The organism is Pseudoalteromonas sp. 19-MNA-CIBAN-0066 (genome assembly GCF_040308705.1).
Taxonomy (GTDB): domain Bacteria; phylum Pseudomonadota; class Gammaproteobacteria; order Enterobacterales; family Alteromonadaceae; genus Pseudoalteromonas; species Pseudoalteromonas nigrifaciens.
On record NZ_JBEONZ010000014.1, the window covers coordinates 51,241 to 75,136 of the forward strand.

A 23,896-nucleotide genomic window follows, 5' to 3' on the forward strand; every position below is an offset into this window, starting at 1 on the left:
TCTCCAAAGGGTATAGGTTTTGTTATGCGTTACATTTTTATAAAATATAAATTGTAGGCATAAAAAAAGATGCGTTGTAGCATCTTTCCTCTGGATGTAAATTATATGATATAAACAAGATGATATGTATCATTTTCTAATATTTTATTAATAAAAACCCTGCCGCGCCACAACTCCTCGCTAATAGTTATTCAGTAAAACGCCATTCACCTTAAATTATTAAAATGAGGAAGTAAATAAACCCACAGAGCCTATTGCGTATACTACAATTAAACAAGCGATTTAAGTTAAATAACAAACGATTTGTACATTATTTCACCATTGATATTAACTGAACTTAGGAATATAGTAGTAATACTTAAGTATATGGAATAAATTTATGGCAATTGAAAATATAACGAATAAACAGATAAAGTGTTTAAATACTTCCGGGTATACTTCTTTATTTTGTGTGGCGACACAATACAATATACTGCTGGTAAATTATCAAGCACTTAACGTTATCACTAACTATGAACTAATTAATCAGTTTATGTTAAAAAATGAGCACCAAGGGCTTGTTATTTTTGACGTGCCTAAAGACAGTGATGTTATTCCATTAAAAGAATGGCCTAACTTAAAGGGCTTATTTTATGCTAATACAGACGAAGCTCTTTTTCACCAAGGGTTAGAAGCGATTAATAAGGGAGAACTTTGGTTTCCTCGCGCAGTTACTGATTGTTGGATGAGGCAAATGCTGGCTAGCGAGCAACAAACAACACTGCAGTCGAATAACCTTACCTGTAAAGAAATTAAAGTTTTAAACTTACTGTTTTCAGGAATGCACTCCAGTGCTATTGCCGATAGCCTGTTTATCAGCGAAGCAACTGTGCGAGTTCATTTACATAAAGTGTATCAAAAAATTGCCGTTAAAAATAAGCAGCAAGCACTTGCATGGTGTCAAAAAAACTTAAACAAAGTTAATAGTTAAGTGGGCTAATTTGAAACCTTATAGTATCTGTATACTCACCAGCGGCTTGCTCTTTAAAGTCAGCTAACTGTATTTTAAGTGGCAATAAAAACACAGTTTGCCCAGCGTATGAAAACGTTTTATTTGTATCTTGACTCAATCCTAACCAATTACCCGCCAAATCTAAATTATAATCTATCGCATATTGTTGCTGATACATACTGTGCACTAACTTACCTTTATTATCAGAGCTAACACGCAGCCGAACATCTGAATTAGTCACTACTTGCAGGCTAGGTAACATAGCGTATTCTTGCAGAGGTATTAACTCTCCTAAGTTAATGATATTTGCAAAAGTATTATAACCAAGCACCGACAGGCTGGTTCTTGGGGCAATATCTGTTTCAATGTCAAGTTGACGCTCATCGAGCAGCTGATTATTTTGATCATAAAGTTTTATTTGCAATCTATCTGTGTATAACCCTGCCTTTACCGGTGTACCCGATGGGATCAAAAGTTCAACTTCAGCCGCTGACTCTACTAGTTGTAAACGACTAATTGATGAGCTGACTAATTGCTGAGTATCGCTGCGAAATTGATAAGCAATACTTTGAAAAGCGCCTTTTAGCTGCGCTTGGTTTTCACTGGTTAGTATAATATGTAGCTGGCACTGTTCGTCATTTATTACATTAATGCGCAGCTGCTTTTTTGCATCTACTTTTTGTAATGCATGGTACTGATCAAAGTCATCAAATAAGTGGTCAATATTATTTAACCTTGCATCACACTGTGCGTAGCTAATATAAGGTAAAAGTAATAAAGCTAAGCCGCTAATAAAGGTAACCGTTTGTTTAGTGTACATAAATCTTTCCTTTTCTTTGTAGTTGCTCACCTTCTTTTACATCTAAAATAAATTGCGATTTTTCGCTATTATTTAATGTCACTTCATAGCTACAAGGGGTAAGCCCAGTTAATGCAAAACGACCCGATTTATTTGTAAAAAACTTATATTGTTTTTCAGTATTATCTGAACATACAGCAACACCCACTTGTAATGCTAACGGCTGTTGTTGTTGATCTAGTAAAGTGGCGATAACCGATATATTTGCAGCAGTACCAATCATTACACTATACCCACTGCGATAAGATGGGAAAAACACCACTAAACCCGCCCCAATATCATACCCAGGCTCCAAATCTTCTACATCTACTGAAATAGCCGAATTATCGTATGAGCTAATATCATGTAATAAAATAGTATCAAAATCTGCATTGTTTGCTCTGTATTGATCTTTGTATTGGCCCAAGGTTATTTTTTTATCTTTTAGGCTCGAGTGGGGTTTAATTAAAGCAAAGCTGTCGTATATAGGCTTACCTATTGCCCAATCATCTTCTGCAAATGCTACGCTGGATGCAAAACTAACCCGACTTTGATGATAAGCTGAACTTGCATTTAATTGCTCATAAAAGCTAGCATGGTCTAAACTAGCTAAAAATCGGTTGCCATTATATTGTGTGTTTAAGTCAAATAATGCTTCATTTTGGTCATTATGTTCAATTCCCGTTCTTAAACTAAAGGCACCTACATAGCGTTGATTAGCATCTTGGGTATACTCTAAACGTGTTTTGTTTCTACGTGATTGGTGAGATAACTTTAAACGTCGATCATTACTAAACTTATAGGTTAAAGAGAGCCTAATTCCCCACTCTGCATTATCTGCTATTTCATCCCATTGAGCGCCTAGGCTATAACGCCAACGGTTGTTACTTAAATCACCAGATAAACTTAACCCTACTGATTTATCAAACTGAGCTTCATTATGTGCTCTTGATAGGTTGGCAAAAAAAGAAGTACGTAAAGTAGGGCTATTAAAAAAGCTATAGTTTGCCTGAATAAAGTGTTCTCGTAGTCGAGCACTACCTTGTAGATCAGGTCGATAGCCTACAGCACGGAAGTTTTCAGTAGAGTACTCATAACCAAAACTAATATCTTGTAGTAATTCACTTCTGTCTGTAAAGCTACTATATACCAATCGGTAAGCGTGTCCTGTTTCGTCGCCAAAACTCACTGCATTTTCAAATGCAAATTGGCCAATATTGGCAGCATAAATACTTTTAAAGCCTGCTTGTTGTATAAATTCATCTGCCTGCGCTGTAAAGCCAATAGTCCAACTAGGCGATACCCCATAATCAAGATAGGTACTTATCAATGGGCTGTCATTATCGTAATTTAGCTGATCGGTTAATGTCGATGGCACTCCAATATGAATCTCATATTCTAGCTGTCCCTCTGCAAATAAATCTAAGCCCGTGGTTACATCAAAATTAACGTATCGTACTACCCCTGCAATATCAGTGATCCGCAAACTTATATTATTACTTCCCTCATTCAACGGTATATCATCTAATGAATATATGCCTGCAGTTAAATTTAATCGCTTTACAATCCTATCGTCAACCAATACTTCTACAGAAGATGGGCTTTCTAAAGTAAAGCTTCTAGAGGCACTGGGTCTTATTGGCCTATCGGATACTAGCGAGAAGTCATGAGCAAGCGAAATTCCCAAAATACGTGATGTAGATTGAAAGTAACTTCCTGAGCTGTAGTTATCGCCTATTGATACACGCATGCCTTTTAACGGTAAGTCATGCACTAAGCGTGTGCCTAAACGTTTAACATTTGATGATGTTGCCTCAACATCTGATAAATACTCAAGTTCATTTTCTACTACCCAGCCCCCCCAATTCATCACCATTTCAGCACGAAAGGCTAGCTGTTTGTCTGTCGTATCTGTATTGTTATTTTGTTGATATAAGTAGCTAGAATACAGGTTAACAAAGCCACTTAAATTAGCCACTTCTGAAGCTTTTAGTCGCCTAGAGTCTGATTTTAAACTTAATGTTTGCGGGCGGGTTAAATTAAGAGGGGCATTTATTTTTAAACTAAAATCGCTTAGGTCAAAGTTAACCACAAAGCCAAACTTTTCTAATGCTTGCTTGCTAAGCAAACCATCAACAACCTTAGCTTTTAATATGGCAAGGCCTTCAGGGTATAACACTTCCTTTAATACTGTTTCAACTTCGTTCCACTTAAGTAATAAATTATCACCTGGCTCCACAGCAAGTGTTACTCTGCCAATATCTGTTTTATTAAGCTCAGCCTCAACACTTAGCTCAATGGTTCGGTTAGATGGATTTATTTTTGCTAGGCTTACTTGAGTGAATACAATTAATAATAAACAAATAAATATACGCATATTTATTACCTCATCAATTCTAAGCGTAAGCTTTTAAAACTATCCTCTTTTATCGATTTTGGTTTAGGTATTTTTATATAGTGGCTACTATTAGGTGCAAAAAACACGTCATACCCTTGTGCCTTTAATTGCTGCTTTAAAATGCGCTCTATTAATACTCCAGAACTTTCATCAGTTAACTTGATCTCATAATCACTTAATCGACTCGCACCTGGGCCTTTATTTATTATATTTACCATAATGTCTGTTCCCTCAATATGAGACTCTCCAATGGCTAAATCTGCTGTTAACTGTGGTTGATCTACATGCACAATTAAGTTCACATTAAGCAGCATGGTCAATTGCGATGTTTTGTCTGCTAAATGAGCGTTTAATGGTTGCTCAATCAAGCTAACTTGGTAACTTTTATCTGTGGTTGGCAGTACTTTATCTAGCCATCTAAATTGAATACGCTGACTTTGCCCTGCTTGTAGCAATAATGACGGCGGAAACACCCACAATGGCGAATCTTCTAACGGCACTAATTGTGGTTCATCTTGTGTAAATTGAATTTCGTATACCTGTATATCAAAGGCAATATCACGTGGTAACTGGTTATGTATTAAACTAGATGCACCATTTGACACGCCATTTGGTGAAAAAGTAACTACCATGGGCGTTACTTCTAAAGCGTAGGCGGGCAAAGCTAACATTACAAATAATAATAAGTAATAATTCAGCAGCCTACACATTAAAACAGCACCTCCAACTCACTTTGCTCTGCATTAAATTGCGCTGGTATTTTTATTGTTACTTCTCGACTTGAGTTAGGTAAAAGCAGCTTTCCACTTAACGCTTTACTTAAGCTTTCTCCTTCAAGCACAAATTTTTCATTATTACCCTTAATTACCCACTGTGCTTGCGATAAGCGAATATATTTATTGCCGGTATTTTCTAATAATACTTTCCACTCACCAGTTGCTGCTTGTGCTTTACTTTTAATCATTAACTTGGCTTCTGCTCCTTGCGGAACCACATTAAGTAACGTTCTAAAGCTCAAGCTCATACCAACACCTGATGTATTATCATCTTGTAAATTAACTTTTACTTGATCAATCATTAAACGATAAGCTTTTGAAGCGGAAAGTACAGGCTCACCAATATACCTAACAATAACTGACTGGCTTTTTCCTGCAGGAATAATAGTTGTCATAGGTATAATTAAAAAGTCATCTTCATTTTCACGTAACGACTCATCTCCTTGATCCGTTATTAATAAATCATATGCTGTAATTTCAATAGTTAAAGGATTTACTGATGTATTTGCTATGCGTATTGTTTGTTGCGATTGGCTCCCCATAGGTTGTACCTCTGCAACCATAGGTTGTACTTGAAAAGACAATGCCGAGTAAGAAGCTGTAAATAAAATAAAAATTATAAATAAACGCATAAAATTCCCTCTAAATAATAAAAAGGCAGTTAATAACTGCCTTTTAAAGTGACGAATTAATTAGCTGTTATACCTAGTGTAAGCGTATCCGCATACGTCCCTGACCATGTAGGTGTTTGTGTAACAGTAACTAAAATTGTCCCCGCTAGACCACCTGCAGCAAGTGCAGCTGTGCCTGCTTGGCTTTGAGATGCTGACTGATCATTTGCACCATCATCTGCAGTTAAAGTAAACGCAAATGGACCTGCACTTAATGCTGCAGTATAACCAACGCCCATATCTTCATTATCTGAATTTTGTAAATGCCCTTCAGAAGTTGTTAGCGATATTGTTGCGCCGTCAACATCATTACACTGAAGATCAAAATTAACAGTAGCACTATTACCGAGCGCTAAAGCTGGAAAATATTTAACAGTATCCGTGTTGCTAACTCCACACACAGACTGTACAGCCGCACCTAAGTTTATGCTGTCTGCTAGTGCTGCACCTGATGTAAGTGCTGCGATTGCTGATAATACGATTAACTTTTTCATTGTTATATTCCTTTTCCATGTGATATATGTTTATGTTTAATAATTAATGGTTTACCGCACGCCACCAGAGACTGCAGATGGCGTCATTTCTATGCGAATAACATCCTGGTAATTTCCTGCATAAATTAAAGGGTCTACTAGCTCTAACTGTAGTTTTGCTACGCTGTTAAATAAAATTTTATCAACATTAAATGTTTGTGATACTGTTAGGGTCTGTGACGAAACAGACATACTTTGATTAGCATCTGCAATTGACAAGTTAACGTTATAAGCATTTAAGTGAGTACCCTGCTGGTGGCGCAAACCACCGTTTTCTGACAGCATAGATACCCGCATAGGTGAGTTACAATTAATTGCTAACTCTGTATTAGCGAAGCCATCTGAAGAAATAGTTAAGTTTTTATTTTCTGCCGTAAACTCACATTTAGGTGAAATGTATCCAACTAAAGTAAGTGCTACTTCATCGTTGCTATATGCATTACATGCAAAGCAACATAATAAATAACCTAGATATTTTTTCATTATTGCCATTTCCTTTGAGCAACTTCGGTAAGACGATTTAATCTTAAGATAAAATAACGGTTTAGTGAGTTTTCATTTGCTTACTTATCAAACAACCCTGCAATTAAATGTAATAGTATTAGTACTTAATTTTTATAAATATGCGTACTAAACAATTCACAAGCCTCAACGACCCATAAATTAAAAACCGTTTTAATGGTGTGTAAAATATGTGTTTATAATTTATAAACAACGTTAAACTAGGTAAACAAAAAATAAACTGTCTTTATTTGATCCTAATAACTTTTATAAACTCTATTAGCTAAACATAATTAAACACCTCGTTCATTTTTTATTCATTACGTGTGGTTTTTAGTCTGTTTAATTAATAAAAAGCAACTTTCCCACTTAAAAACTCTTTTTAATTAGGGCATGTTTACCATCTGAAGTTTAATTTTTTAGCAATGTGTTTGGCTTTTAGGTAGGCAGAGCCTGTGTAATGTCGTTATTCCCCACAAACTAGGTGATATCGACGTATAAATGCCAAACACACGCTGATCGAGTAGTTTTGCCTAGGGGGATGAACTATTTTTATCTACATGGGTATAGGTGAGCGGCGGAAGCTTTGCTCGTTTTTACTTATTTTTACTTGGTTTTAAGCTAGTAGAATAAGGTAAAAACAGTTACCGAGCATACTAGGTTACAAATCTCGCACCGCGATTAAAGCCCCCTAGAGTGAAAAAGGTTCAACCATGAACGGTCAATATACCCTAACTACTTTCAATAAATTGCAGGAAGCACAACGTAAATTCATTAAAATTAATTCCGTTTGTAACTGTTTCCCTTTCTAAAATCCGCGGCAAATATTGTCTTGCTTTACTCATCACTATTAAAGCTAAACTCGCCCAATAAGCGAATTAATAAGCAGTACAAACCAATTACTAATTCTCTTTATTTTACTAATTAGTTATTGCCTACCTCAAATGGTCGATGTTCACAGTGACGCGATAAGGGTTAATGTAGATATGGAAAACTCTATTTTTACCCGTGGTAATAATTGCAATTAATCTGACTAATTTAACCAATACACACGTGTTATTGCAGCAACTCAGCATTATTACCTAGCTAAAATTTAACCGTAAGAGTGCCTTTGCACTTCAAAATAAAAAAGGAATAATCATGCGCGAAGCAGTTATAGTTTCTACCGCCAGAACGCCTATGGGCAAAGCCTTTCGTGGTGCCTTTAACGATACCGAAGCGCCTGCATTATCAGGTCATGCAGTTGAGCAAGCCGTTAAACGCGCGGGTATTGATGGTGCTGAGGTTGATGATGTGATCATTGGTTGTGCAGCCCAGCAAGGTACTCAAGGCTATAACTTGGGCCGTTTAACAGCGACCGCTGCAGGCCTACCTAATAGCGTGCCGGGTATGACTCTTGACCGTCAGTGTTCATCTGGATTAATGAGTATAGGTTTTGCGGCGCAAAATATTATGCTTGGTTCAATGGATATTGTGGTTGCCGGTGGCGTTGAATCTATTTCTATGGTGCAAAACAAACACAAAAATACTTATCGTAATATTTCAAAAAAAGTACTGTCGCATTCAGAGCATGCCTATATGCAGATGATCGAAACGGCAGAAGTGGTTGCTAAGCGCTACAACATTTCACGTTTAGCGCAAGATGAGTACAGCTTACAGTCGCAACTGCGTATTGCTGCGGCGCAAAAAAACAACCTGTTTGATGACGAAATTGTGCCAATGGCATCTACTAAATCAGTATTTAACCGCGAAACCAAAGAAGTGACCTTTGAGGACGTATTACTAGCTAAAGATGAAGGCAACCGCCCTTCTACAACTCTTGAGAGCCTACAAAGCTTAGAACCGGTGTGGAAAGATGGTCGCGTTATTTCACAAGGTGAATTTATTACAGCAGGTAATGCAAGTCAGTTATCTGATGGCGCATCAGCCTGCGTGGTAATGGACTCACAATTAGCGACACGAAAAGGCTTAGCGCCAATGGGTGTGTTTCGTGGTATGGCGGTTGCAGGTTGCGAGCCCGATGAAATGGGTATTGGCCCTGTATATGCTATTCCTAAGCTATTAAAACAACATGGTTTATCAATTGATGATATTGGTTTGTGGGAAATTAACGAAGCGTTTGCGTGTCAGCTTATTTATTCGCGCGACTACCTAGGTATTGATAACAATAAACTTAACGTTAATGGCGGCGCTATCGCCATTGGCCACCCCTTTGGTATGAGTGGTGCGCGTATGGTGGGCCATGCCCTTATTGAAGGCAAGCGTCGCGGTGTTAAATATGTTGTGGTGAGCATGTGTATTGGCGGTGGCATGGGTGCTGCGGGTTTATTTGAGGTATGCCTGTAAGGCAACCTTAATTTGCACAGCAACATGTTAGTCTAATTTAAGTAAGGAGATATTAATGTCTATACTCGATAGATTTCGCCTCGATGGCCAAGTCGCTATTGTTACCGGCTCAGGGCGTGGCATAGGTGCTGCCATAGCACTGGCATTAGCCGATGCGGGTGCCGATATTGTAGTCACTGCCAGAACCATCGAAGATATTGAACAAACAGCAGCGCAAATACGCCAACGCGGCAGCCGCACTTTAGTCGTTGCGTGCGATGTACTTGATGAGCAACAACGACAGTCATTAGTTGATAAAACAATTGAGCATTTTGGCCGACTCGATATTTTAGTCAATAACGTCGGTGGCTCAGGCGCAATTAAGCCTACACTTAGCAGCAGCGCAGCAGAGTTAGAAAATTGCTTTAAGCTCAATACCGCTACCGCGTTTGATTTGTCACGTATTAGTGCCCCGCACATGGTAAATACCAGTGGCCAAGGCAGTATTATTAATATTTCATCGGTAGCTGGGCAGTTAGCTCAGCCCGGCTTTATTAGTTACGGCATCGCCAAAGCGGCATTAAATTTTATGACGCTTAATTTAGCGCAAGATTTTGCACCTAAAGTGCGCGTTAATGCAATTAGCGTAGGCTCAACCCTTACCGAAGCACTTAAAGGCGTAATGAATGATGAAATGGAGCAGGCTATTGTTAAACGTACACCTATGAATCGCTTAGGTCAGCCTGAAGATGTAGCGGCTTGTGCGCTATTTTTAGCCTCGCCCGCGGCGGGCTATATCACTGGTGAAATTTTTGGTGTTAATGGGGGACTAACCGACGCACCAATGCCTATGCCTCGCAGTAGTTTTTAACGTCCTTACTGTATTCAAATAAAGCCCGCTGATTAAGCGGGCTTAGCTTTACAGCCCTTCTTACTCTTTAGTTAATTTTTGAACTCACAGCCTTCGCTAAAAATAACCCCACCAGCCCAGTCGTAATGAGCAATAAAATAAGTAACCTGATGTGCTGGTTAAGCGATTTTTTATCCGTTACATCAGGTTAAGTAATACAATTATTTTATGCGGTTATTTTAGGCTCTTTGGGCATACCTAAGCCACGTTCAGCAATAATGTTACGTTGTATTTCGTTAGTGCCACCATAAATGGTATCTGAGCGAACAAACAAATACATAGCCTGTAAACGGGTTAATGTATAAGGGCCTGACTCTAGTATTTCGGCTTCGGGGCCAAGTACATCCATTGCCAGTTCGCCTAAATCACGGTGCCATGTTGCCCAAAATAATTTATAGATCAGCGCTTCTTTTTGTAAGCCGCCATCACCTGTATCTGAGAGCATACGCATACTGTTGTAGCGCATTATTTTAAGCCCTATATGAGCGTCAGCAATGCGTTGGCGAATAGTTGGATTTTGGCTTTTACCATTGGCTTTGGCTATATCAATAATTTGATTAAGCTCATTTTGAAACTGCATTTGCTGACCTAAGGTCGACACGCCACGCTCAAAATTAAGTAAACCCATAGCAATAGCCCAGCCTTCACCTGGTTGCCCTACAATATCGTCGGCATCACATTCGGCTTGATCAAAAAATACCTCATTAAACTCAGAGGTGCCGGTAAGTTGCCTTATGCCACGCACTTCAATACCTGGCTGATCCATTTTCATTAAGAAAAAGCCTAGCCCTTTGTGAGCGCTAGAATTTGGGTTAGTACGCGCTATAACAAAAATATAATCAGATTCATGCGCAAGCGATGTCCACACTTTTTGCCCGCTAATAATCCACTTACCTTTGGCTTCGTCAAAATGTGCCTTGGTATTAACATTAGCTAAGTCTGAGCCTGCACTAGGCTCAGAATAACCTTGGCACCAAAGTGCGGTTCCGGCTGCAATGCCTGGCAAGTATTTTTGTTTTTGCGCTTCACTACCAAAGGCAATTAACGTTGGCCCAGCAAGCCCTTCACCTATATGCCCAACACGACCCGGTGCACCCGCGCGAGCATATTCTTCATTAAAAATAACTTGCTGCTCAATAGAGCACCCTCGGCCACCATATTCTTTAGGCCAACCAATGCAGGTCCAACCTCCTTGCGCGAGCTTTTGTTCCCACTTTTTACGCTCCAGAGGAAACATATGCTCATCCCCAGGGCCACCGCGAAATTTAAGCTGCTCAAATTCACCCACTAAATTCTCAAAGAGCCAAAGTGCCACTTCGGCGCGAAATTTTTCGTCTTCATCACTAAAACTTAATTTCATCTGTTTTACCTTTTTTAGCAGCCGTTTAATCTAATAACAATGTTGCGACGTGTTCACGATGATAAGCTGCATCACCTAAAAATAACTCAGACGATTTAGCTCGTTTAAAATATAAGTGCACGTCATATTCCCAGGTAAACCCTACTCCACCATGAAGTTGCAGCGCATCTCCGGCATTTTTAAAGTAGCCTTCTGAGCAATACGACTTAGCTACGCTGGCTGCTTCGCCTAACTCATCGGCCAACAAACCACCACTGAGCGCCTCCTCTGCTACGCACGCAGCGTAATAAACGGCTGAGCGCGCCACCTCGGTACGCAGCATCATATCTGCCGCTTGGTGTTTAACTGCTTGAAAACCCGCTATAGGCCTACCAAACTGCACTCGCTCTTTGGTGTACTCTACAGTTAAATCTAATACTTGTTGCGAGCAACCTACTTGCTCTGCTGCAATGGCTATAGCAGCTAGTTGCAATACTTTATTTAGCTGTGGCCAAGCATTATTTTCCTCGCCCATTAATTGGCTGCTGCTCACTCGCACATTATCAAACACTATTTCTGCCTGTTTACGTGTTTGATCCATAGTTGGCAACCAAGTGCGCTTTACTCCAGGGGTGTCCGAGTCTATTGCAAATAAACTTATTCCTTGCTCGCCCTCACTGCCTTCACTACGTGCGGCAACTATTAATAATTGCGCCGTGTGGCCATCTAGTACATAACGATATGTGCCATTAAGTAAATAATCATCGCCCTGTGCAGTTACAATGCCTTGCACTGCTGTTGCGTCCCACTGGCCATTTTTACTGGTATAGGCAAGCGTAGCGGTTAAACTACCTTCACATATTTGCGTTAAATATTGTTGCTTTTGCTCATCAGTGCCGGCAACTATTAAGGCATTACTGGCTAAACACACGGTTGAAAAAAACGGCGAACATAATAAATAACGTCCCATTTGCTCCAGCATAACCACCAAATCTACATAGCCTAGTCCCATGCCGCCATATTCTTCCGGTATATGAATTGCCTGCCAGTACATTTCTTCGCAAATACGTTGCCATATTTGTGGATCAAAGCCTTGCTCAGTGTCCATTGCGCTGCGTATTGCATTCGATGACGATACTTCAGCTAAGAAGGCTTGCGCAGTATCGCGGATCATTTTCTGCTCTTCGGTAAATGAAAATTCCAAATGTTTGCTCCTTCTAAAATTTTACTGTTGCAAAAAATGCTTTATCAGTTCTGCTTTAACTACTTTGTTAGAAGCATTTACTGGCATTGCGTCAATTATTTTGATTTTTCTGGGTACTCGATAATTTGCCATGCGCTCACGACACCAAGTCATTAACGTTGCCTCATCAAGTTCTGCTGATGATTTTAAAGTAATAAATGCACAGCCAACTTCTCCCATGCGCTCATCTTTAATTCCTACCACTGCAACTTGTGCAATAGCGCTGTGCTCAATAAGTACTGCCTCTATTTCTGCCGGATAACAATTAAATCCGCCCGAAATGTACATATCTTTTAGTCTGTCGGTAATGCTTAAATAGCCATTTTTATCTAAATGCCCAACATCGCCGGTGTGCAGCCAATTGTCTTTATCTATGGTTTCGGCGGTTGCTTGTGGTTGCTCAAAATACCCTTTCATTACATGAAAACCACGAATACAAATTTCGCCAGTTTCATTAGCACCGAGTATTTCACCCTGCTCAGACATTATTGCTATTTCGGTGCCTTCAATTGCACGGCCACTGGTACTAGCGATGGTGGCAACGTCGGTATCAATGCCACAAATACTTGCTAATAATGCGTATGTTGGTGGCAGTAGCTGAAGCACCGGTTACTTCGGCCTCTTTATCGTTACTTTCGGACAGTTACCCGGTTGAGCGACGCTCATTTGCGATTAGTTGTTTTACCTCTGGCGCTACCTTTGCCGCCATTATTGCGCTTACCTTAGGTGCATATTGGGTAGAGCTGTATGGATGGCGAGAAACCTTTTTTATTATCTCTACTCCCGCTTTGTTTATTTCTTTTTTGCTATTTTTTGTGATACCCGAACCTAAACGCGGTCAATACGATGATGCCATTAGCTCTCCAACTTCACCGCTGCAGCCTGCACTAACCACAGGTTTTAGAGCATCAACAAAAGCATTGTTAAAGCGCAAAGATTATCGACTATTAGTTTGCTCAAGCGCCATTGCAACGTTAGGCGCAAATGCGTTTGGCATGTGGAATGCCACTTTTTTAGTACGCAGCCACGACTTAACACTGAGCCAAGCCGGCATGATGGCAGGCTTTTTTGGCGGCGGTGCGGCAGCGATTGGAATTCTTTCTAGTGGCTATTTGGCTGATAGAATCGCCAGACGAAAAGGTGTTTTATGGCTACCTATACTAGGCCATATACTGGGGTGGGTATTTATTGTTATATATTTTTTATGGCCTAAAGGCTTAGGCGATGACCTATTTTTTGCCGGTATTCCATTTGCTATGCTGTTTTGCACCTTAGCGAGTTTCTTTTCTGTATGGTGGGTTAGCCCTTGTCTCACATTACTCACTTCAATTGTACCGGGCACTCAGCGAGCATTGGCTATTTCAATGCAAACCGTGCTGATTACTTTTTTAGGCATAGGTGTTGGGCCTATGTTGGTGGGCGTGCTTAGTGAAGTATTTAGCGAGGAGGCCGGTGTTGAATCCTTACGTTATGCTTTACTTATTAGTACGAGTACAACATTAATATCGGTATTTTTACTGTTTAAATTAAAATCTTATCAAGCAAAACAACTCATAAAACCCATTCAGTAAATTAAACTTTGTTTTAATTACTATTAACCAATAATGCTAGGAGTTTATTATGTCAGTTACCGCAGTTACAGGTTCAGCATCAGGGATTGGCGCCGCCGTTTGTGAAAAACTACGCGCAGCAGGTCATACTGTGATCGGCATAGACCGCCATCAAGCCGAAGTTAATGCCGATTTATCATCCCCTGAAGGTCGCGCTAATGCCGCAGAGCAAGTTATCAAATTAGCCAATGGTAAACTAGATGGCCTGGTTTGTTGTGCGGGCCTTGGCGTTACCGCACCAAGTAGCAGTTTAGTGGTTTCGGTTAATTATTTTGGCTCAACCGAGTTAATTGAATTACTTCAACCTGCACTCGCTAAAGGTGAGCAGCCAGCTATTACCGTTATTGGCTCAGTGGCCGCTAGTCAACAAGTGGCAGATCCACACCCTATTATTGAGTTAATGCTCAACAATGACGAGCCAGCCGCTCGCGCACTGGCAGATGAGCTTGGCCAACCACAAATAGCCTATTCTGCGTCTAAATATGCACTCACTGTGCATTGTCGTCGTTTAGCCGTTAAAACGGGGAGTACCGGCGTGCGTATTAACCTAGTTGCGCCTGGTGCAATTGAAACTCCATTGCACGAAGCCTCTAAGCAAGATCCACGTTTTGGCGAAGCCGTACGTAACTTTGTTGCGCCTATTGGTCGCAATGGCCAGCCAAGTGAAATTGCCGATGCGGTCAGTTTTTTACAATCAGCCCAAGCCTCTTTTGTGCATGGCAGCATTATTTATGTAGATGGTGGTATGGACGCCATGATGCGCAATGGCAAGTTTTAAACACTAAATATTAAATACTTATAAGGATATAACATGAACCCAATACTAAGCACACACAAAGTTCGCGCTTTTGAATCGATTAGCCACTTTGATATTAGCACCGACGTACTCGTGTGCGGTTATGGCGGCGCAGGAGCCGCCGCCGCACTAGAAGCTGTAACCTTAGGTGCTAAGGTTACTATTTTAGAACGTGCCAGTGCTGGGGGTGGCTCGACTGCATTATCAAGCTGTGAAATGTATTTAGGCGGCAGTGGCGGCACTGCATTACAAAAAGAGTTAGGTTTAGAAGATAGCACCGAAAACATGCTGGCTTATTTACGCGAAGCACTTGGCCCGTATGGCGATGAAGATAAGATGCGTTGTTATGCACAAGGCGCTGCAGGACATTTTGATTGGGTTGAATCCCTTGGTGTACCTTATAAACGCGCAGCCTTTTTAGAGCGTACAGTAGTGCCACTCAGTGATGAGTCGTTATTATTTACCGGTAATGAAAAAGCTCACCCTTTTAATACCATTGCTAAGCCCGTTCCACGCGGTCACGTGCCCTCTAAAGTGGGCGACGAAGGCGGTAAAATATTTATGGATGCCATAATGCAGCGCATCGCAGGCGCGGGCGCTGAGGTAATTAATGATTGTCGCGCTATTGCTTTATTAGTAGATAAAAACAATCGTGTTTGCGGCGTAATTGCTAAGCGCGACAACCGAGAAATTGCGATTCGTGCAACTCGTGGTGTGGTATTAGCCACCGGTGGCTTTGTAATGAACGACACCATGACACGTCAATACATGCCTGATCTACTTGAGTATTGCGTACCTTATGGCAACACCTTCGATATGGGGGATGGTATTCAATTAGGCCAAGCAGTCGGCGGGCAAACAATTAATATGGAACAGGCTTTTATGTCGTTTCCGCTCTATCCACCAGCAAAGCTAACCTACGGTATTTTACTAAATAAACACGGTCAGCGTTATATAAATGAAGATGCGTATTTAGCCAGATTGGAGCATTATTCTTGCCAACAAGCTGAGCAAAAGTTTTATTTGTTAGTACAAGAAGAGGATTTTGAGGCGTCGCATTATTTACAACGTGCAGCCATTGTTGCCACTGGCGATAGCATAGCAGAAGTTGCCAGTGAAGCGCCCTTCCCGGCCGGTATGCTTGAGCAAACTGTTAGCTACTTTAATCAGCACGCCAGTAATAAACAAGACCCACTATTTCATAAAACCGCCGAGTGGCTAAAACCGTTAAACAAGCCCCCTTTTGCCTTATTAGAATACTCTGCAAGTGAAATGACTGCTGTAATTATGCCCGGCACCAAAGGCCCGCTCATATTTACGCTTGGTGGGCTAAAAACACTCACTACGGGTGAAGTGGTTAATTTAGACAATGAAATAATAAGTGGGCTTTATGCTGCTGGTCGAGCCACCGCGGGATTACCACGTACAGCCAAGGGATATGCCAGTGGTATGTCGGTTGGAGATGCCACTTTTTTTGGCAGGCTCGCTGGGCGCAGCGCCGCTAAGCACCTGCCAATTTAACCTCGAAAAATAAACACGCCCTAGCACTTAATTTAACAACCGTTATAGCAAACAGCGTAACGGTTTAACTTACTTATTCTGCTTAGGTAATAAATCTGCGTATTAAACGCAAGTATATTAAGTGCATGCTATAGATTAAAAATTAGCAGATTGAAATGTCGTGTAGAGGCTGGTAAGTATTAATGAAAGATATAAAAAAGCAGCAGCTGGTTAATTTAAGCTGCTGCAATAGATGTAAAGTTATTCTGTTTTTAACACACGGCCAAGCGTTATATCGCCCTCAATGGTGGTGCGGTTAATAACGCGATTGATCCCAGGCTTAGTGCCGGTAGTGCATTGCAGTGCATTGCAGTGCATTGCACGCCAGTTATCCCACAGTACCATGTCGCCTTCGCGCCATTTATGAAAGTAAGTAAATTCCGGCTTTTGTACATGCGCAACAAATCGCTCAAGTAGCTCTATAGATTCATCATTCGATAAACCAAATTGCTGTGGAGTAACAACTCTATCTAAAAACTGCTCTACCACCTCAAGTACTTTACGGCCACTGATCGGGTGTGTAACTACCATAGGGTAAGCAGCGTCTGAAAAGTCAGGAAAGCCAATGTCGGTTGGTTTTGTTGGGCTGTTAGGGCCAGGCTCATAACCGTCTAAGTTAACGTAGCGCATATGGCGGCGCTGCATACTAAAGCTGTAAACCACTTCTAGCTGTTCAATTAAAGCTTTAGTGTCGTCGTCGAGTGCATCGTACGCTTTTGCTAAATCGCCAAAACCGGTCATGCCATCTTCTGCTGCCACCACCACCACCACCACAGCGCGCAACAGTGCACCATGATTTGGACGCGCTGTATAATGCAAATCCATGTGCCAATCTAACCGACCCACAATTTCTTCGCCTTTATAAAAAGCAGTTTGAAACTTATCCATAGGGCCACCATTTTGTAGCACAAATAACTCTGGATATTTATCACTGGTGGTAACTTTTAACGGATGTAATTCTAACGGGCCAAAAATGCGACTAAACTCAATTTGCTTTTCAGGGCTAATATCCTGATCACGAAACACTAAAATAGCGTGTTCGTACCATAGTGCTTTTAGTTCAGCTTTTATTTCATCGGTAAGTGGCTCGTTAATATCGAAACCCGACACTTCTACGCCAACATTATCAAGCGGAGTTACTGTAAGCTTCATTTTTTATTCCTTCTACTTAGCTAAGTGAATCCGACAAATTTAGTCGACTAAACCTGGATCTAGGCGTAATTCTTTGCGCGCCATTGCTTCCCAAACAAAAGGGAAACCGTTGTCGTCAGCAATAGACACTTTTTTAACTTCTTCATCACTTAATGGTCGCCCGCCACCTGCTAATTCCACTTCATACGCGCGTTTACTGCGCCACTCTAAAGTAATTGCTCTAGGTGTGCTTGGCGCAGATTTTTACCCACCACTAACGAGCCGTGGTTTGCCAGTAATGCCCACTTAGCATCACCGAGCGCTTCAACTGCTGATAAGCTAGTTGCTTCGTTTTCAAAGGTGCCTTCATATTCATCATAAAGTGGTAATTCAACACCACAATAAGCACTTGCTTGGTCGTATACTGGCGGCACTTTTTGCATACAAGCCCAAATACCACTCCAATGCGGATGATTGTGAATAACAACATGTACATCAGGTCGCATTGCGTGCAGCTGTAAATGCAAACCTATCGCTGGGGTCACATTCCAATCACTATCAAGCACATTCCCCTTTGGGTCTAGCGTAACGATATCGCTGGCGGTTAACTCCCCCCAAGCGAGCTCCCATGGATTAGTTAAAATATTACCGTTTTCTAATCGGTAAGTAACATGCCCTGCAATATGCTCATCCCATCCTTCACGAATAAGCATGCGACACATAAGCGCAACTTGCGCTTTTTCGCTTAACTCTGGTAATAATTCTTTGCGACCCGGACGAGTTGCAAAGCGCTCTAGCATTGATTGATTAAGGCCATCATATTTTTTCATTATTATTATACCTTCCTGTTGCTGTGCAAAATAAACATGTTAAATCATGGTTAAAATAATAGGTCTGAGTGGTTAATAAAGCTTGTCTCATTGCGCCAAGTTGTTATCCGATCTAGCCATTAACTAGCGATTAGCGCACCGCAAATAACGCATGGCGAAAAGCACTTGGCGACAACCCAGTCCATTTTTTAAAAGCGCGATGAAACCCCGAACTATCGGCATACCCAAGTTGCTGACCAATGCGAGTGATTGATAACGTAGGATCGCTCAAATGTCGCCGCGCATGTATCTCTCGTACTTGATCGATTAATTGTTGATAGCGCCAACCTTGCGCCAATAACTTACGGCTCAAGGTACGGCAACTACAATGCAGCTTTAGTGCTGCATCGTGCAGCGATGGAGGACTGGCAGGATCTTCAACAATAATTTGCGACAAGCGCCATGCTATGTCGCCATGATTTCGAGTAATGCTTTTTTCTTCGCACAGTTTTTTATAAAAGTTGACACTTTCTGGGCTCGACTGCGGGAGTGGTTGATCCAAAATCGCAGCATCAAAAAATAGCTGGGTTACTGGGCATCAAATTCGACGGGGCAATTAAAAATGGCTTGGTAACACTCAGCATGAACTGGCGCCGGATAATTACAACGTAGTTTAGTAATAGGCAATGCTTGACCAAGCACCCAACGACAAGTCGTGACTATATTGGCAAGTAAATCTTCTATTGCTAATACACGCAATTCACCCAGCTCAGCTTTAGCGTCAATTTGATAACAGCCTTCGGCTTGAATTTCACTAAAGGAGGTCACTACTAAATTACCAGAAAAGCGGCCTGAGTAATTTTGATATTTAAGCCCAATATGGCTGGCATCGCGCAGCGTCGCGCTGCTCATCATTAAATATGCAAGTTGGTCGTGGGTAGCAATAGAGCGTTTTAAACCTAATATGAGTCCAAGATCGCTGCCCTCATAACACTGCTGTGCATCAGTTAGTAAACCTCGATGCTGTTTAGCATTAATGAGCACATTAGGTTTGTGGAGCTCACTGCGACTGATACCATTGTTGGCAGCAATGGTGTTGGTATCCATTCCCAAGCTAGATAAAAAATCCAGCAACCAAATAATATAACGCGTATCAGTATTGACCATGTTACCCCTCGTTTGTGTAATTAAATCCAACCTTTTATCAATAACCGTTATTCTTAAATTGCACTCTTATATTAAGCAATTTAATACTATTATTTGTAACATAACCGCTAGCTGTTTAAGTGTTATGCTTTAGTCGTGCTTAACCAAAACATTTAGACAAACGAGTAACGGCTAATGGTATCTACCACGCAGGCTGGCCTTTGTTGCTCTGCCACTTCAATGGTTACTCGCGTGATCACTTGCACACTGCCTTTAACTTCTTCCACACTAATTATTTGCCCTGTGCCGCGTACTTTACTGCCCGCTGTAACCACATTAGGAAAGCGTACTTTATCGCAGCCGTAATTAACTCCCATGCTTATATTTTGCACATCTACCAACTGAGGTAAAAAATAATTAACTAATGACAGGGTTAAATAACCATGCGCAATACATGCGCCAAATGGGCCTTCTGCAGCCTTAATGGGATCGACATGGATCCATTGATGATCTCCCGTTGCCTCGGCAAACATATCAATACGGCTTTGCTCTACTGCAATCCAGTCGCTTACGCCTAAATCAAGTCCGGTTGAAGCAAGTAATTGCGTTTTGCTAGTAATTATTTTATTTGCCATTTTGCCCCCCTAAGCACGCTGTGAACTAACAGACACAACTTCGCCCGTCATGTAAGACGAGTAATCGCTGGCTAAAAACATCATCACGTTGGCGATTTCCCATACTTCGGCAGCACGACCAAAGGCTTCTTTTGAGGCTAATTGCTCAAGTACGTCGGCACTTGAGGCTTTTTTAAGAAATTCATGTAAAGCGATTGATGGCGATACCGCGTTAATTCGCACTCCATGCTCAGCAGCTTCTAATGCCGAGCAGCGAGTAAATGCCATAACACCGGCTTTAGCAGCGGCGTAATGTGCTTGCTCTTTTTGTGCTCGCCAACCCAATACTGAAGCATTATTAATGATTACACCTGCCTTGCGTTGTTGCATAAATGGCAGCATTGCACGGGTCATACGAAATGTACCGGTAAGAGTAATGTCCATCACCTTACTCCACTGCTCGTCGCTCATATCTACTACAGCGGTTTGACCACCTAGTCCTGCATTATTAATAAGCACATCAACACCTGCGAGTTTATCCTCTGCTGCATTGATCAATACCTGAACCTGTTCTTCTTGGCTTACGTCGCACAATTGGCCAAATACCTGTTGCAAACCTGTTTGCGCTTTTATATTAGCTACAGCTTCATCTAAACGACGTGGATGAATGTCAGATATCATTAATGCCCGGCACCCTTCTTCGGCTGCACGTAATGCGGCTGAAAAGCCAATGCCCGCGCCTGCGGCGGCCGTTACTAAAACCGATTTCCCGCGTAACAGGTTATGCCCTTCTACGTACTTAGGTGCTGTCGTCATTCTTATCTCCGATGTCGTGCTTATTAATTTAGCACCCAGCATAAGGCTGACGCTGAGCAACTATCATCGTCAATCTGGACTAACCCGATAACTATTAGCAATATAAGAATGAAATTGTGGTGTGATACAACAAGCAGCATACTGAGGACTTAAATTAGATAACTAATTAAGGAGATAATTTTAGTGCTTATAGCAAAAAACCTATGCTAGGTTTGATAAAAACTCAGCATAGGTTTTGTTTTAATAGAGTATTAGCGCAAGCTCGCAAGCATTTGCTTGGTTAAACCATGCCGATACTCCTAAAATTATAATAGATATAACCACTAAACTTAATTTAACGCCGCCCTGATTAGACTTCATAGTATTCTCGATATTATTTTTATTAGTAAGAATAAGTTTCATACAATAATAAAAATTACACCTGTTAACAAGATGTTTACCAAATCATTTTCTTCGTGGCTAATAGCCTTTGGTTCTATCAACCCGGTTTTTAAGTGGTGTGCCATTAGTTAAGCATTGAATACTCACTTCAATTTGTTCAATAACGCAGTTAACATCTGATAATGCAGCGCAATGTGGTGTTATGGTTATTTTAGGATGCAGCCAATATGGATGCTCACTTGGTAATGGCTCTTGATCGAATGCATCAAGCGTGGCGGCGCGTAAACGGTCACTATTAAGTGCCTGTAATAAATCAGCTTCTATTACGTGCTGGCCGCGTGCCGCATTTACTAATACTGCATGGGCGGGTAATTTAGCCAATAAATCTTTGTTAATAATTCCGGCCGTGTTTTCGGTCAGCGGTAATAAGCACACTAAATAATCTGTATTAGGCAGCATTTCGTTTAGCCCATGTTCTCCATAATACATGGTCACGTTATTCACGTCTTTATGGCTTTGTGCCCACGCGCTCACGCTAAAGCCATTATCAACGAGTCTTTGCGCACAGGCTCGACCTAATTGACCAAAGCCTAAAATAGCCACTCTGTTATAGCTTAATACTCGCTTGGGTTTCCATTGCGTTGCAGCTTGTTTTTGATAATATTCTTTTAATTGTAGCTTTTGCGCCAATACGTGAGTAAGTACATACTCGGCCATATCAATTTCTAATTGTTGATCAACAATACGTACCACTTCAACATGCTCTGGCAGCAAGTCTAAATCAATGCTATCAACCCCAGCACCAAACGACGACACCACTTTTAAATTAGGTAATTGTGCCCATAGTTCTTTTGGTGCATACCAGGCTAATACAAACTCAACTTTACTGAAATCTTCACACTGTGAATATTGCTCAATGTGTATATTAGGTAAGCGTGCTTGTAACTGCGACACCAGCTTAGAATTATCACGATCCCCTATAGCAACCAAAACAGACATAGTTATTCCTTATAAAATTAATTATACGGCAGCAAACCCCACCGCAATGTTTAGTGACTGCCTTCTTCGATGAAAGCTTCTTGGCTAATTTTAGCTATGTCTTTGTCTTCTTTGGTTAAAATAGTTTTTTGCCACGAACCTTGAGCAAACCACGCATAGGTAATAAGCGCAATAACTACGTTGGTAATGGCAAATGAATACCAAATACCGTGATCTCCTAATTGCGTATGTTTAGATAAAATATACGCCGCAGGAAACTGTACAACCCCCTGTGATAACAGGGCAACTAACATAGCATTAAGCATATTGCCAGATGCCCTAAAAGCAGCCACGACACAAAGTTGTACACCAATTCCCCCCCAAGTTAAACACATTATGCGAATAAATTTTGCGCCTTTAGCGATTACAGCCCCATCATCGGGAATAAAAAATGCAACTAAATGCTCGGCAAAATAATAGGCTACCCCTCCCACAAACGACAGGCCTAGTAAGCCCCATAAACTAGCAAGCTGAGTTATTTGCGCAGCGCGTTTGGGGTTTCCTGCGCCCATATTTTGCCCCACTAATGTAGACACAGCCATCGACAAACCCATTGCTGGGATCATCACCATTTGTAAAACATTGGAGCCAACACCGTAAGATGCAATCGTTTGCGTGCCAAAACTTGCCACTAAAAAAGACATGATAATTAAACCAAAAGCACGAGCCGACAATTCAATTGAACCCGGAGCGCCTAAAAAGAAGGCTTGTTTTATATATTGCCAATCGGGGTAAAAGCTTTTTAGCTGTAATTGAATACCATGACGGCCGCGTAAAAATATAATTACCCCAGCAAGTGCAGCTAAGCTCTGCGTTACTAAAGTTGCCAGTGCAGCTCCCATTACCCCTAAGCCTTGAAAACTGCCATAGCCAAAAATAAATAACGGATCGAGTACAAAATTAAGCAACACGGTCACGCTCACAATAATTAGCGGTACTTTTGTTTGGCCAATACCACGCATTAACGATTGGAACATGGCATAAATAAATACAAAAATAACCCCAATAAACGATACATGCATAAACTTAAGTGCATCGCCATAAACAGCGTCTTCTACCCCTAAAAGGGTTAAAAAATAAGGCGATAGCATATAACCTATGCCCCCCAGCACTATGGCTGTTAGCGTCACCATTAACATAGTTTGCGCGGCAACATGATTTACTTTGTCTTGCTGCCCTGCTCCCATATATTGTGCCGATAAAATAGCTCCCGCCATCGCCAAACCTGCACCTATGGCAATGACTAAAAAAGTAACAGGCATACTAATAGACACAGCAGCAACTTGCGCAGCCCCTAAACGCCCCACCCAAAAAGCGTCAGTGAGTTGATACGCCGACTGTAAAACATTGATTAAAATTATAGGAATACCTAACTTAAGCAGCGCTTTAGAAATTGAACCATGAAGAAACAGCTGCTGGGTAGCGTTCATTTAACCTGCTTAATATTGAAAAGGAGACATAAAGATAAGT

At 41.1% G+C, this 23,896-nt stretch carries 24 protein-coding genes; 6 read left to right on the forward strand and 18 right to left on the reverse strand.

Annotated features, from left to right (window positions below; all coding sequences use genetic code 11):
• The first annotated feature begins 379 nt into the window (after positions 1 to 379).
• Complete coding sequence (locus AAEZ18_RS10065; RefSeq protein ID WP_011328777.1) at positions 380 to 970, forward strand: LuxR C-terminal-related transcriptional regulator; 591 nt, start codon at positions 380 to 382, stop codon at positions 968 to 970.
• On the opposite strand, the gene AAEZ18_RS10070 is transcribed toward AAEZ18_RS10065, so the two are convergent.
• From AAEZ18_RS10070 to AAEZ18_RS10095, 6 genes are read right to left on the reverse strand one after another with little or no spacing between them, the layout of a single operon-like run.
• Positions 960 to 1,811, reverse strand: coding sequence for a hypothetical protein (locus AAEZ18_RS10070; RefSeq protein WP_179807440.1), 852 nt, complete (start codon positions 1,809 to 1,811; stop codon positions 960 to 962). The genes AAEZ18_RS10065 and AAEZ18_RS10070 overlap by 11 nt on opposite strands.
• Entirely contained in the window at positions 1,801 to 4,206 is a 2,406-nt protein-coding gene (locus AAEZ18_RS10075; protein WP_179807441.1) for a fimbria/pilus outer membrane usher protein, read from the reverse strand. The genes AAEZ18_RS10070 and AAEZ18_RS10075 overlap by 11 nt, the downstream gene beginning before the upstream one ends.
• Before the next feature lie 5 nt (positions 4,207 to 4,211).
• On the reverse strand, positions 4,212 to 4,937 hold the full coding sequence (locus AAEZ18_RS10080; protein ID WP_257025467.1) for a fimbrial biogenesis chaperone: 726 nt from the start codon (positions 4,935 to 4,937) through the stop codon (positions 4,212 to 4,214).
• Positions 4,937 to 5,635, reverse strand: a complete 699-nt coding sequence (locus AAEZ18_RS10085; protein ID WP_179807442.1) for a fimbrial biogenesis chaperone — start codon at positions 5,633 to 5,635, stop codon at positions 4,937 to 4,939. Before AAEZ18_RS10085 ends, AAEZ18_RS10080 begins: the two co-directional genes overlap by 1 nt.
• Before the next feature lie 56 nt (positions 5,636 to 5,691).
• A complete protein-coding gene (locus tag AAEZ18_RS10090) occupies positions 5,692 to 6,168 on the reverse strand; it encodes a hypothetical protein (RefSeq protein ID WP_179807443.1) in 477 nt (158 codons plus the stop codon).
• Positions 6,169 to 6,219: 51 nt separating this feature from the next.
• Positions 6,220 to 6,690: a hypothetical protein gene (locus tag AAEZ18_RS10095; RefSeq protein ID WP_179807444.1), complete on the reverse strand. Its 471-nt coding sequence runs from the start codon at positions 6,688 to 6,690 to the stop codon at positions 6,220 to 6,222.
• A 1,158-nt stretch (positions 6,691 to 7,848) separates the two neighbouring features.
• On the opposite strand from AAEZ18_RS10095, the gene AAEZ18_RS10100 reads away from it, so the two are divergent.
• Both AAEZ18_RS10100 and AAEZ18_RS10105 read left to right on the forward strand, forming a co-directional pair.
• Positions 7,849 to 9,054 carry an acetyl-CoA C-acyltransferase gene (locus AAEZ18_RS10100; protein WP_350549614.1) on the forward strand — a complete coding sequence of 402 codons (1,206 nt, stop codon included), beginning with the start codon at positions 7,849 to 7,851 and terminating at the stop codon, positions 9,052 to 9,054.
• Positions 9,055 to 9,109: 55 nt separating this feature from the next.
• Positions 9,110 to 9,904: an SDR family oxidoreductase gene (locus tag AAEZ18_RS10105; RefSeq protein ID WP_350594116.1), complete on the forward strand. Its 795-nt coding sequence runs from the start codon at positions 9,110 to 9,112 to the stop codon at positions 9,902 to 9,904.
• Positions 9,905 to 10,109: 205 nt separating this feature from the next.
• On the opposite strand, the gene AAEZ18_RS10110 is transcribed toward AAEZ18_RS10105, so the two are convergent.
• From AAEZ18_RS10110 to AAEZ18_RS10120, 3 genes are read right to left on the reverse strand one after another with little or no spacing between them, the layout of a single operon-like run.
• The gene (locus AAEZ18_RS10110; RefSeq protein WP_179807447.1) at positions 10,110 to 11,303 is read right to left on the reverse strand and encodes an acyl-CoA dehydrogenase family protein; all 1,194 of its coding nucleotides are present in this window, start codon (positions 11,301 to 11,303) and stop codon (positions 10,110 to 10,112) included.
• A 25-nt stretch (positions 11,304 to 11,328) separates the two neighbouring features.
• The gene (locus AAEZ18_RS10115; protein WP_179807448.1) at positions 11,329 to 12,486 is read right to left on the reverse strand and encodes an acyl-CoA dehydrogenase family protein; all 1,158 of its coding nucleotides are present in this window, start codon (positions 12,484 to 12,486) and stop codon (positions 11,329 to 11,331) included.
• A gap of 21 nt (positions 12,487 to 12,507) precedes the next feature.
• Entirely contained in the window at positions 12,508 to 13,131 is a 624-nt protein-coding gene (locus AAEZ18_RS10120; protein WP_346010169.1) for an AMP-binding enzyme, read from the reverse strand.
• Between AAEZ18_RS10120 and AAEZ18_RS10125 the strand changes: the two genes are divergently transcribed.
• Genes AAEZ18_RS10125 through AAEZ18_RS10135 form a run of 3 tightly spaced genes read left to right on the forward strand, consistent with a single transcriptional unit; the run spans position 13,113 to position 16,452 of the window.
• Positions 13,113 to 14,096 (forward strand): MFS transporter, encoded by a 984-nt coding sequence (locus AAEZ18_RS10125; RefSeq protein WP_346010170.1) that lies wholly within the window; start codon positions 13,113 to 13,115, stop codon positions 14,094 to 14,096. The genes AAEZ18_RS10120 and AAEZ18_RS10125 overlap by 19 nt on opposite strands.
• 49 nt (positions 14,097 to 14,145) lie before the next feature.
• Entirely contained in the window at positions 14,146 to 14,913 is a 768-nt protein-coding gene (locus tag AAEZ18_RS10130) for an SDR family oxidoreductase (RefSeq protein ID WP_179807449.1), read from the forward strand.
• Between the two features lie 33 nt (positions 14,914 to 14,946).
• Entirely contained in the window at positions 14,947 to 16,452 is a 1,506-nt protein-coding gene (locus AAEZ18_RS10135; protein ID WP_179807450.1) for an FAD-dependent oxidoreductase, read from the forward strand.
• Between the two features lie 240 nt (positions 16,453 to 16,692).
• On the opposite strand, the gene AAEZ18_RS10140 is transcribed toward AAEZ18_RS10135, so the two are convergent.
• The 9 genes from AAEZ18_RS10140 to AAEZ18_RS10180 all read right to left on the reverse strand — a co-directional run bounded on the left by AAEZ18_RS10140 (position 16,693) and on the right by AAEZ18_RS10180 (position 23,856).
• Positions 16,693 to 17,643, reverse strand: a complete 951-nt coding sequence (locus AAEZ18_RS10140; protein ID WP_350594119.1) for a TauD/TfdA dioxygenase family protein — start codon at positions 17,641 to 17,643, stop codon at positions 16,693 to 16,695.
• Positions 17,644 to 17,682: 39 nt separating this feature from the next.
• Entirely contained in the window at positions 17,683 to 17,823 is a 141-nt protein-coding gene (locus AAEZ18_RS10145) for a hypothetical protein (RefSeq protein ID WP_218910972.1), read from the reverse strand.
• A gap of 26 nt (positions 17,824 to 17,849) precedes the next feature.
• Positions 17,850 to 18,452 carry a class II aldolase/adducin family protein gene (locus AAEZ18_RS10150; RefSeq protein ID WP_218910973.1) on the reverse strand — a complete coding sequence of 201 codons (603 nt, stop codon included), beginning with the start codon at positions 18,450 to 18,452 and terminating at the stop codon, positions 17,850 to 17,852.
• Positions 18,453 to 18,582: 130 nt separating this feature from the next.
• Positions 18,583 to 18,993, reverse strand: a complete 411-nt coding sequence (locus tag AAEZ18_RS10155) for a helix-turn-helix transcriptional regulator (RefSeq protein WP_257025469.1) — start codon at positions 18,991 to 18,993, stop codon at positions 18,583 to 18,585.
• A 26-nt stretch (positions 18,994 to 19,019) separates the two neighbouring features.
• Positions 19,020 to 19,598 carry an AraC family transcriptional regulator gene (locus AAEZ18_RS10160; protein ID WP_257025470.1) on the reverse strand — a complete coding sequence of 193 codons (579 nt, stop codon included), beginning with the start codon at positions 19,596 to 19,598 and terminating at the stop codon, positions 19,020 to 19,022.
• Between the two features lie 152 nt (positions 19,599 to 19,750).
• Positions 19,751 to 20,212, reverse strand: a complete 462-nt coding sequence (locus AAEZ18_RS10165) for a MaoC family dehydratase (protein WP_179807452.1) — start codon at positions 20,210 to 20,212, stop codon at positions 19,751 to 19,753.
• 9 nt (positions 20,213 to 20,221) lie between these two features.
• Positions 20,222 to 21,007 carry an SDR family oxidoreductase gene (locus AAEZ18_RS10170; protein WP_058373853.1) on the reverse strand — a complete coding sequence of 262 codons (786 nt, stop codon included), beginning with the start codon at positions 21,005 to 21,007 and terminating at the stop codon, positions 20,222 to 20,224.
• A 459-nt stretch (positions 21,008 to 21,466) separates the two neighbouring features.
• Positions 21,467 to 22,387 carry a 2-hydroxyacid dehydrogenase gene (locus AAEZ18_RS10175; RefSeq protein WP_179807454.1) on the reverse strand — a complete coding sequence of 307 codons (921 nt, stop codon included), beginning with the start codon at positions 22,385 to 22,387 and terminating at the stop codon, positions 21,467 to 21,469.
• 50 nt (positions 22,388 to 22,437) lie between these two features.
• On the reverse strand, positions 22,438 to 23,856 hold the full coding sequence (locus AAEZ18_RS10180) for an MATE family efflux transporter (protein ID WP_011328811.1): 1,419 nt from the start codon (positions 23,854 to 23,856) through the stop codon (positions 22,438 to 22,440).
• Positions 23,857 to 23,896: the final 40 nt, after the last annotated feature.

Excerpts from the sequence above, each read along its gene's own strand:
- AAEZ18_RS10065 (WP_011328777.1), top strand. The coding sequence starts at position 380 with ATGGCAATTGAAAATATAACGAATAAACAGATAAAGTGTTTAAATACT.
- AAEZ18_RS10070 (WP_179807440.1), bottom strand. The coding sequence starts at position 1,811 with ATGTACACTAAACAAACGGTTACCTTTATTAGCGGCTTAGCTTTATTA.
- AAEZ18_RS10075 (WP_179807441.1), bottom strand. The coding sequence starts at position 4,206 with ATGCGTATATTTATTTGTTTATTATTAATTGTATTCACTCAAGTAAGC.
- AAEZ18_RS10080 (WP_257025467.1), bottom strand. The coding sequence starts at position 4,937 with ATGTGTAGGCTGCTGAATTATTACTTATTATTATTTGTAATGTTAGCT.
- AAEZ18_RS10085 (WP_179807442.1), bottom strand. The coding sequence starts at position 5,635 with ATGCGTTTATTTATAATTTTTATTTTATTTACAGCTTCTTACTCGGCA.
- AAEZ18_RS10090 (WP_179807443.1), bottom strand. The coding sequence starts at position 6,168 with ATGAAAAAGTTAATCGTATTATCAGCAATCGCAGCACTTACATCAGGT.
- AAEZ18_RS10095 (WP_179807444.1), bottom strand. The coding sequence starts at position 6,690 with ATGAAAAAATATCTAGGTTATTTATTATGTTGCTTTGCATGTAATGCA.
- AAEZ18_RS10100 (WP_350549614.1), top strand. The coding sequence starts at position 7,849 with ATGCGCGAAGCAGTTATAGTTTCTACCGCCAGAACGCCTATGGGCAAA.
- AAEZ18_RS10105 (WP_350594116.1), top strand. The coding sequence starts at position 9,110 with ATGTCTATACTCGATAGATTTCGCCTCGATGGCCAAGTCGCTATTGTT.
- AAEZ18_RS10110 (WP_179807447.1), bottom strand. The coding sequence starts at position 11,303 with ATGAAATTAAGTTTTAGTGATGAAGACGAAAAATTTCGCGCCGAAGTG.
- AAEZ18_RS10130 (WP_179807449.1), top strand. The coding sequence starts at position 14,146 with ATGTCAGTTACCGCAGTTACAGGTTCAGCATCAGGGATTGGCGCCGCC.
- AAEZ18_RS10135 (WP_179807450.1), top strand. The coding sequence starts at position 14,947 with ATGAACCCAATACTAAGCACACACAAAGTTCGCGCTTTTGAATCGATT.
- AAEZ18_RS10140 (WP_350594119.1), bottom strand. The coding sequence starts at position 17,643 with ATGAAGCTTACAGTAACTCCGCTTGATAATGTTGGCGTAGAAGTGTCG.
- AAEZ18_RS10150 (WP_218910973.1), bottom strand. The coding sequence starts at position 18,452 with ATGAAAAAATATGATGGCCTTAATCAATCAATGCTAGAGCGCTTTGCA.
- AAEZ18_RS10160 (WP_257025470.1), bottom strand. The coding sequence starts at position 19,598 with ATGGTCAATACTGATACGCGTTATATTATTTGGTTGCTGGATTTTTTA.
- AAEZ18_RS10165 (WP_179807452.1), bottom strand. The coding sequence starts at position 20,212 with ATGGCAAATAAAATAATTACTAGCAAAACGCAATTACTTGCTTCAACC.
- AAEZ18_RS10170 (WP_058373853.1), bottom strand. The coding sequence starts at position 21,007 with ATGACGACAGCACCTAAGTACGTAGAAGGGCATAACCTGTTACGCGGG.
- AAEZ18_RS10175 (WP_179807454.1), bottom strand. The coding sequence starts at position 22,387 with ATGTCTGTTTTGGTTGCTATAGGGGATCGTGATAATTCTAAGCTGGTG.
- AAEZ18_RS10180 (WP_011328811.1), bottom strand. The coding sequence starts at position 23,856 with ATGAACGCTACCCAGCAGCTGTTTCTTCATGGTTCAATTTCTAAAGCG.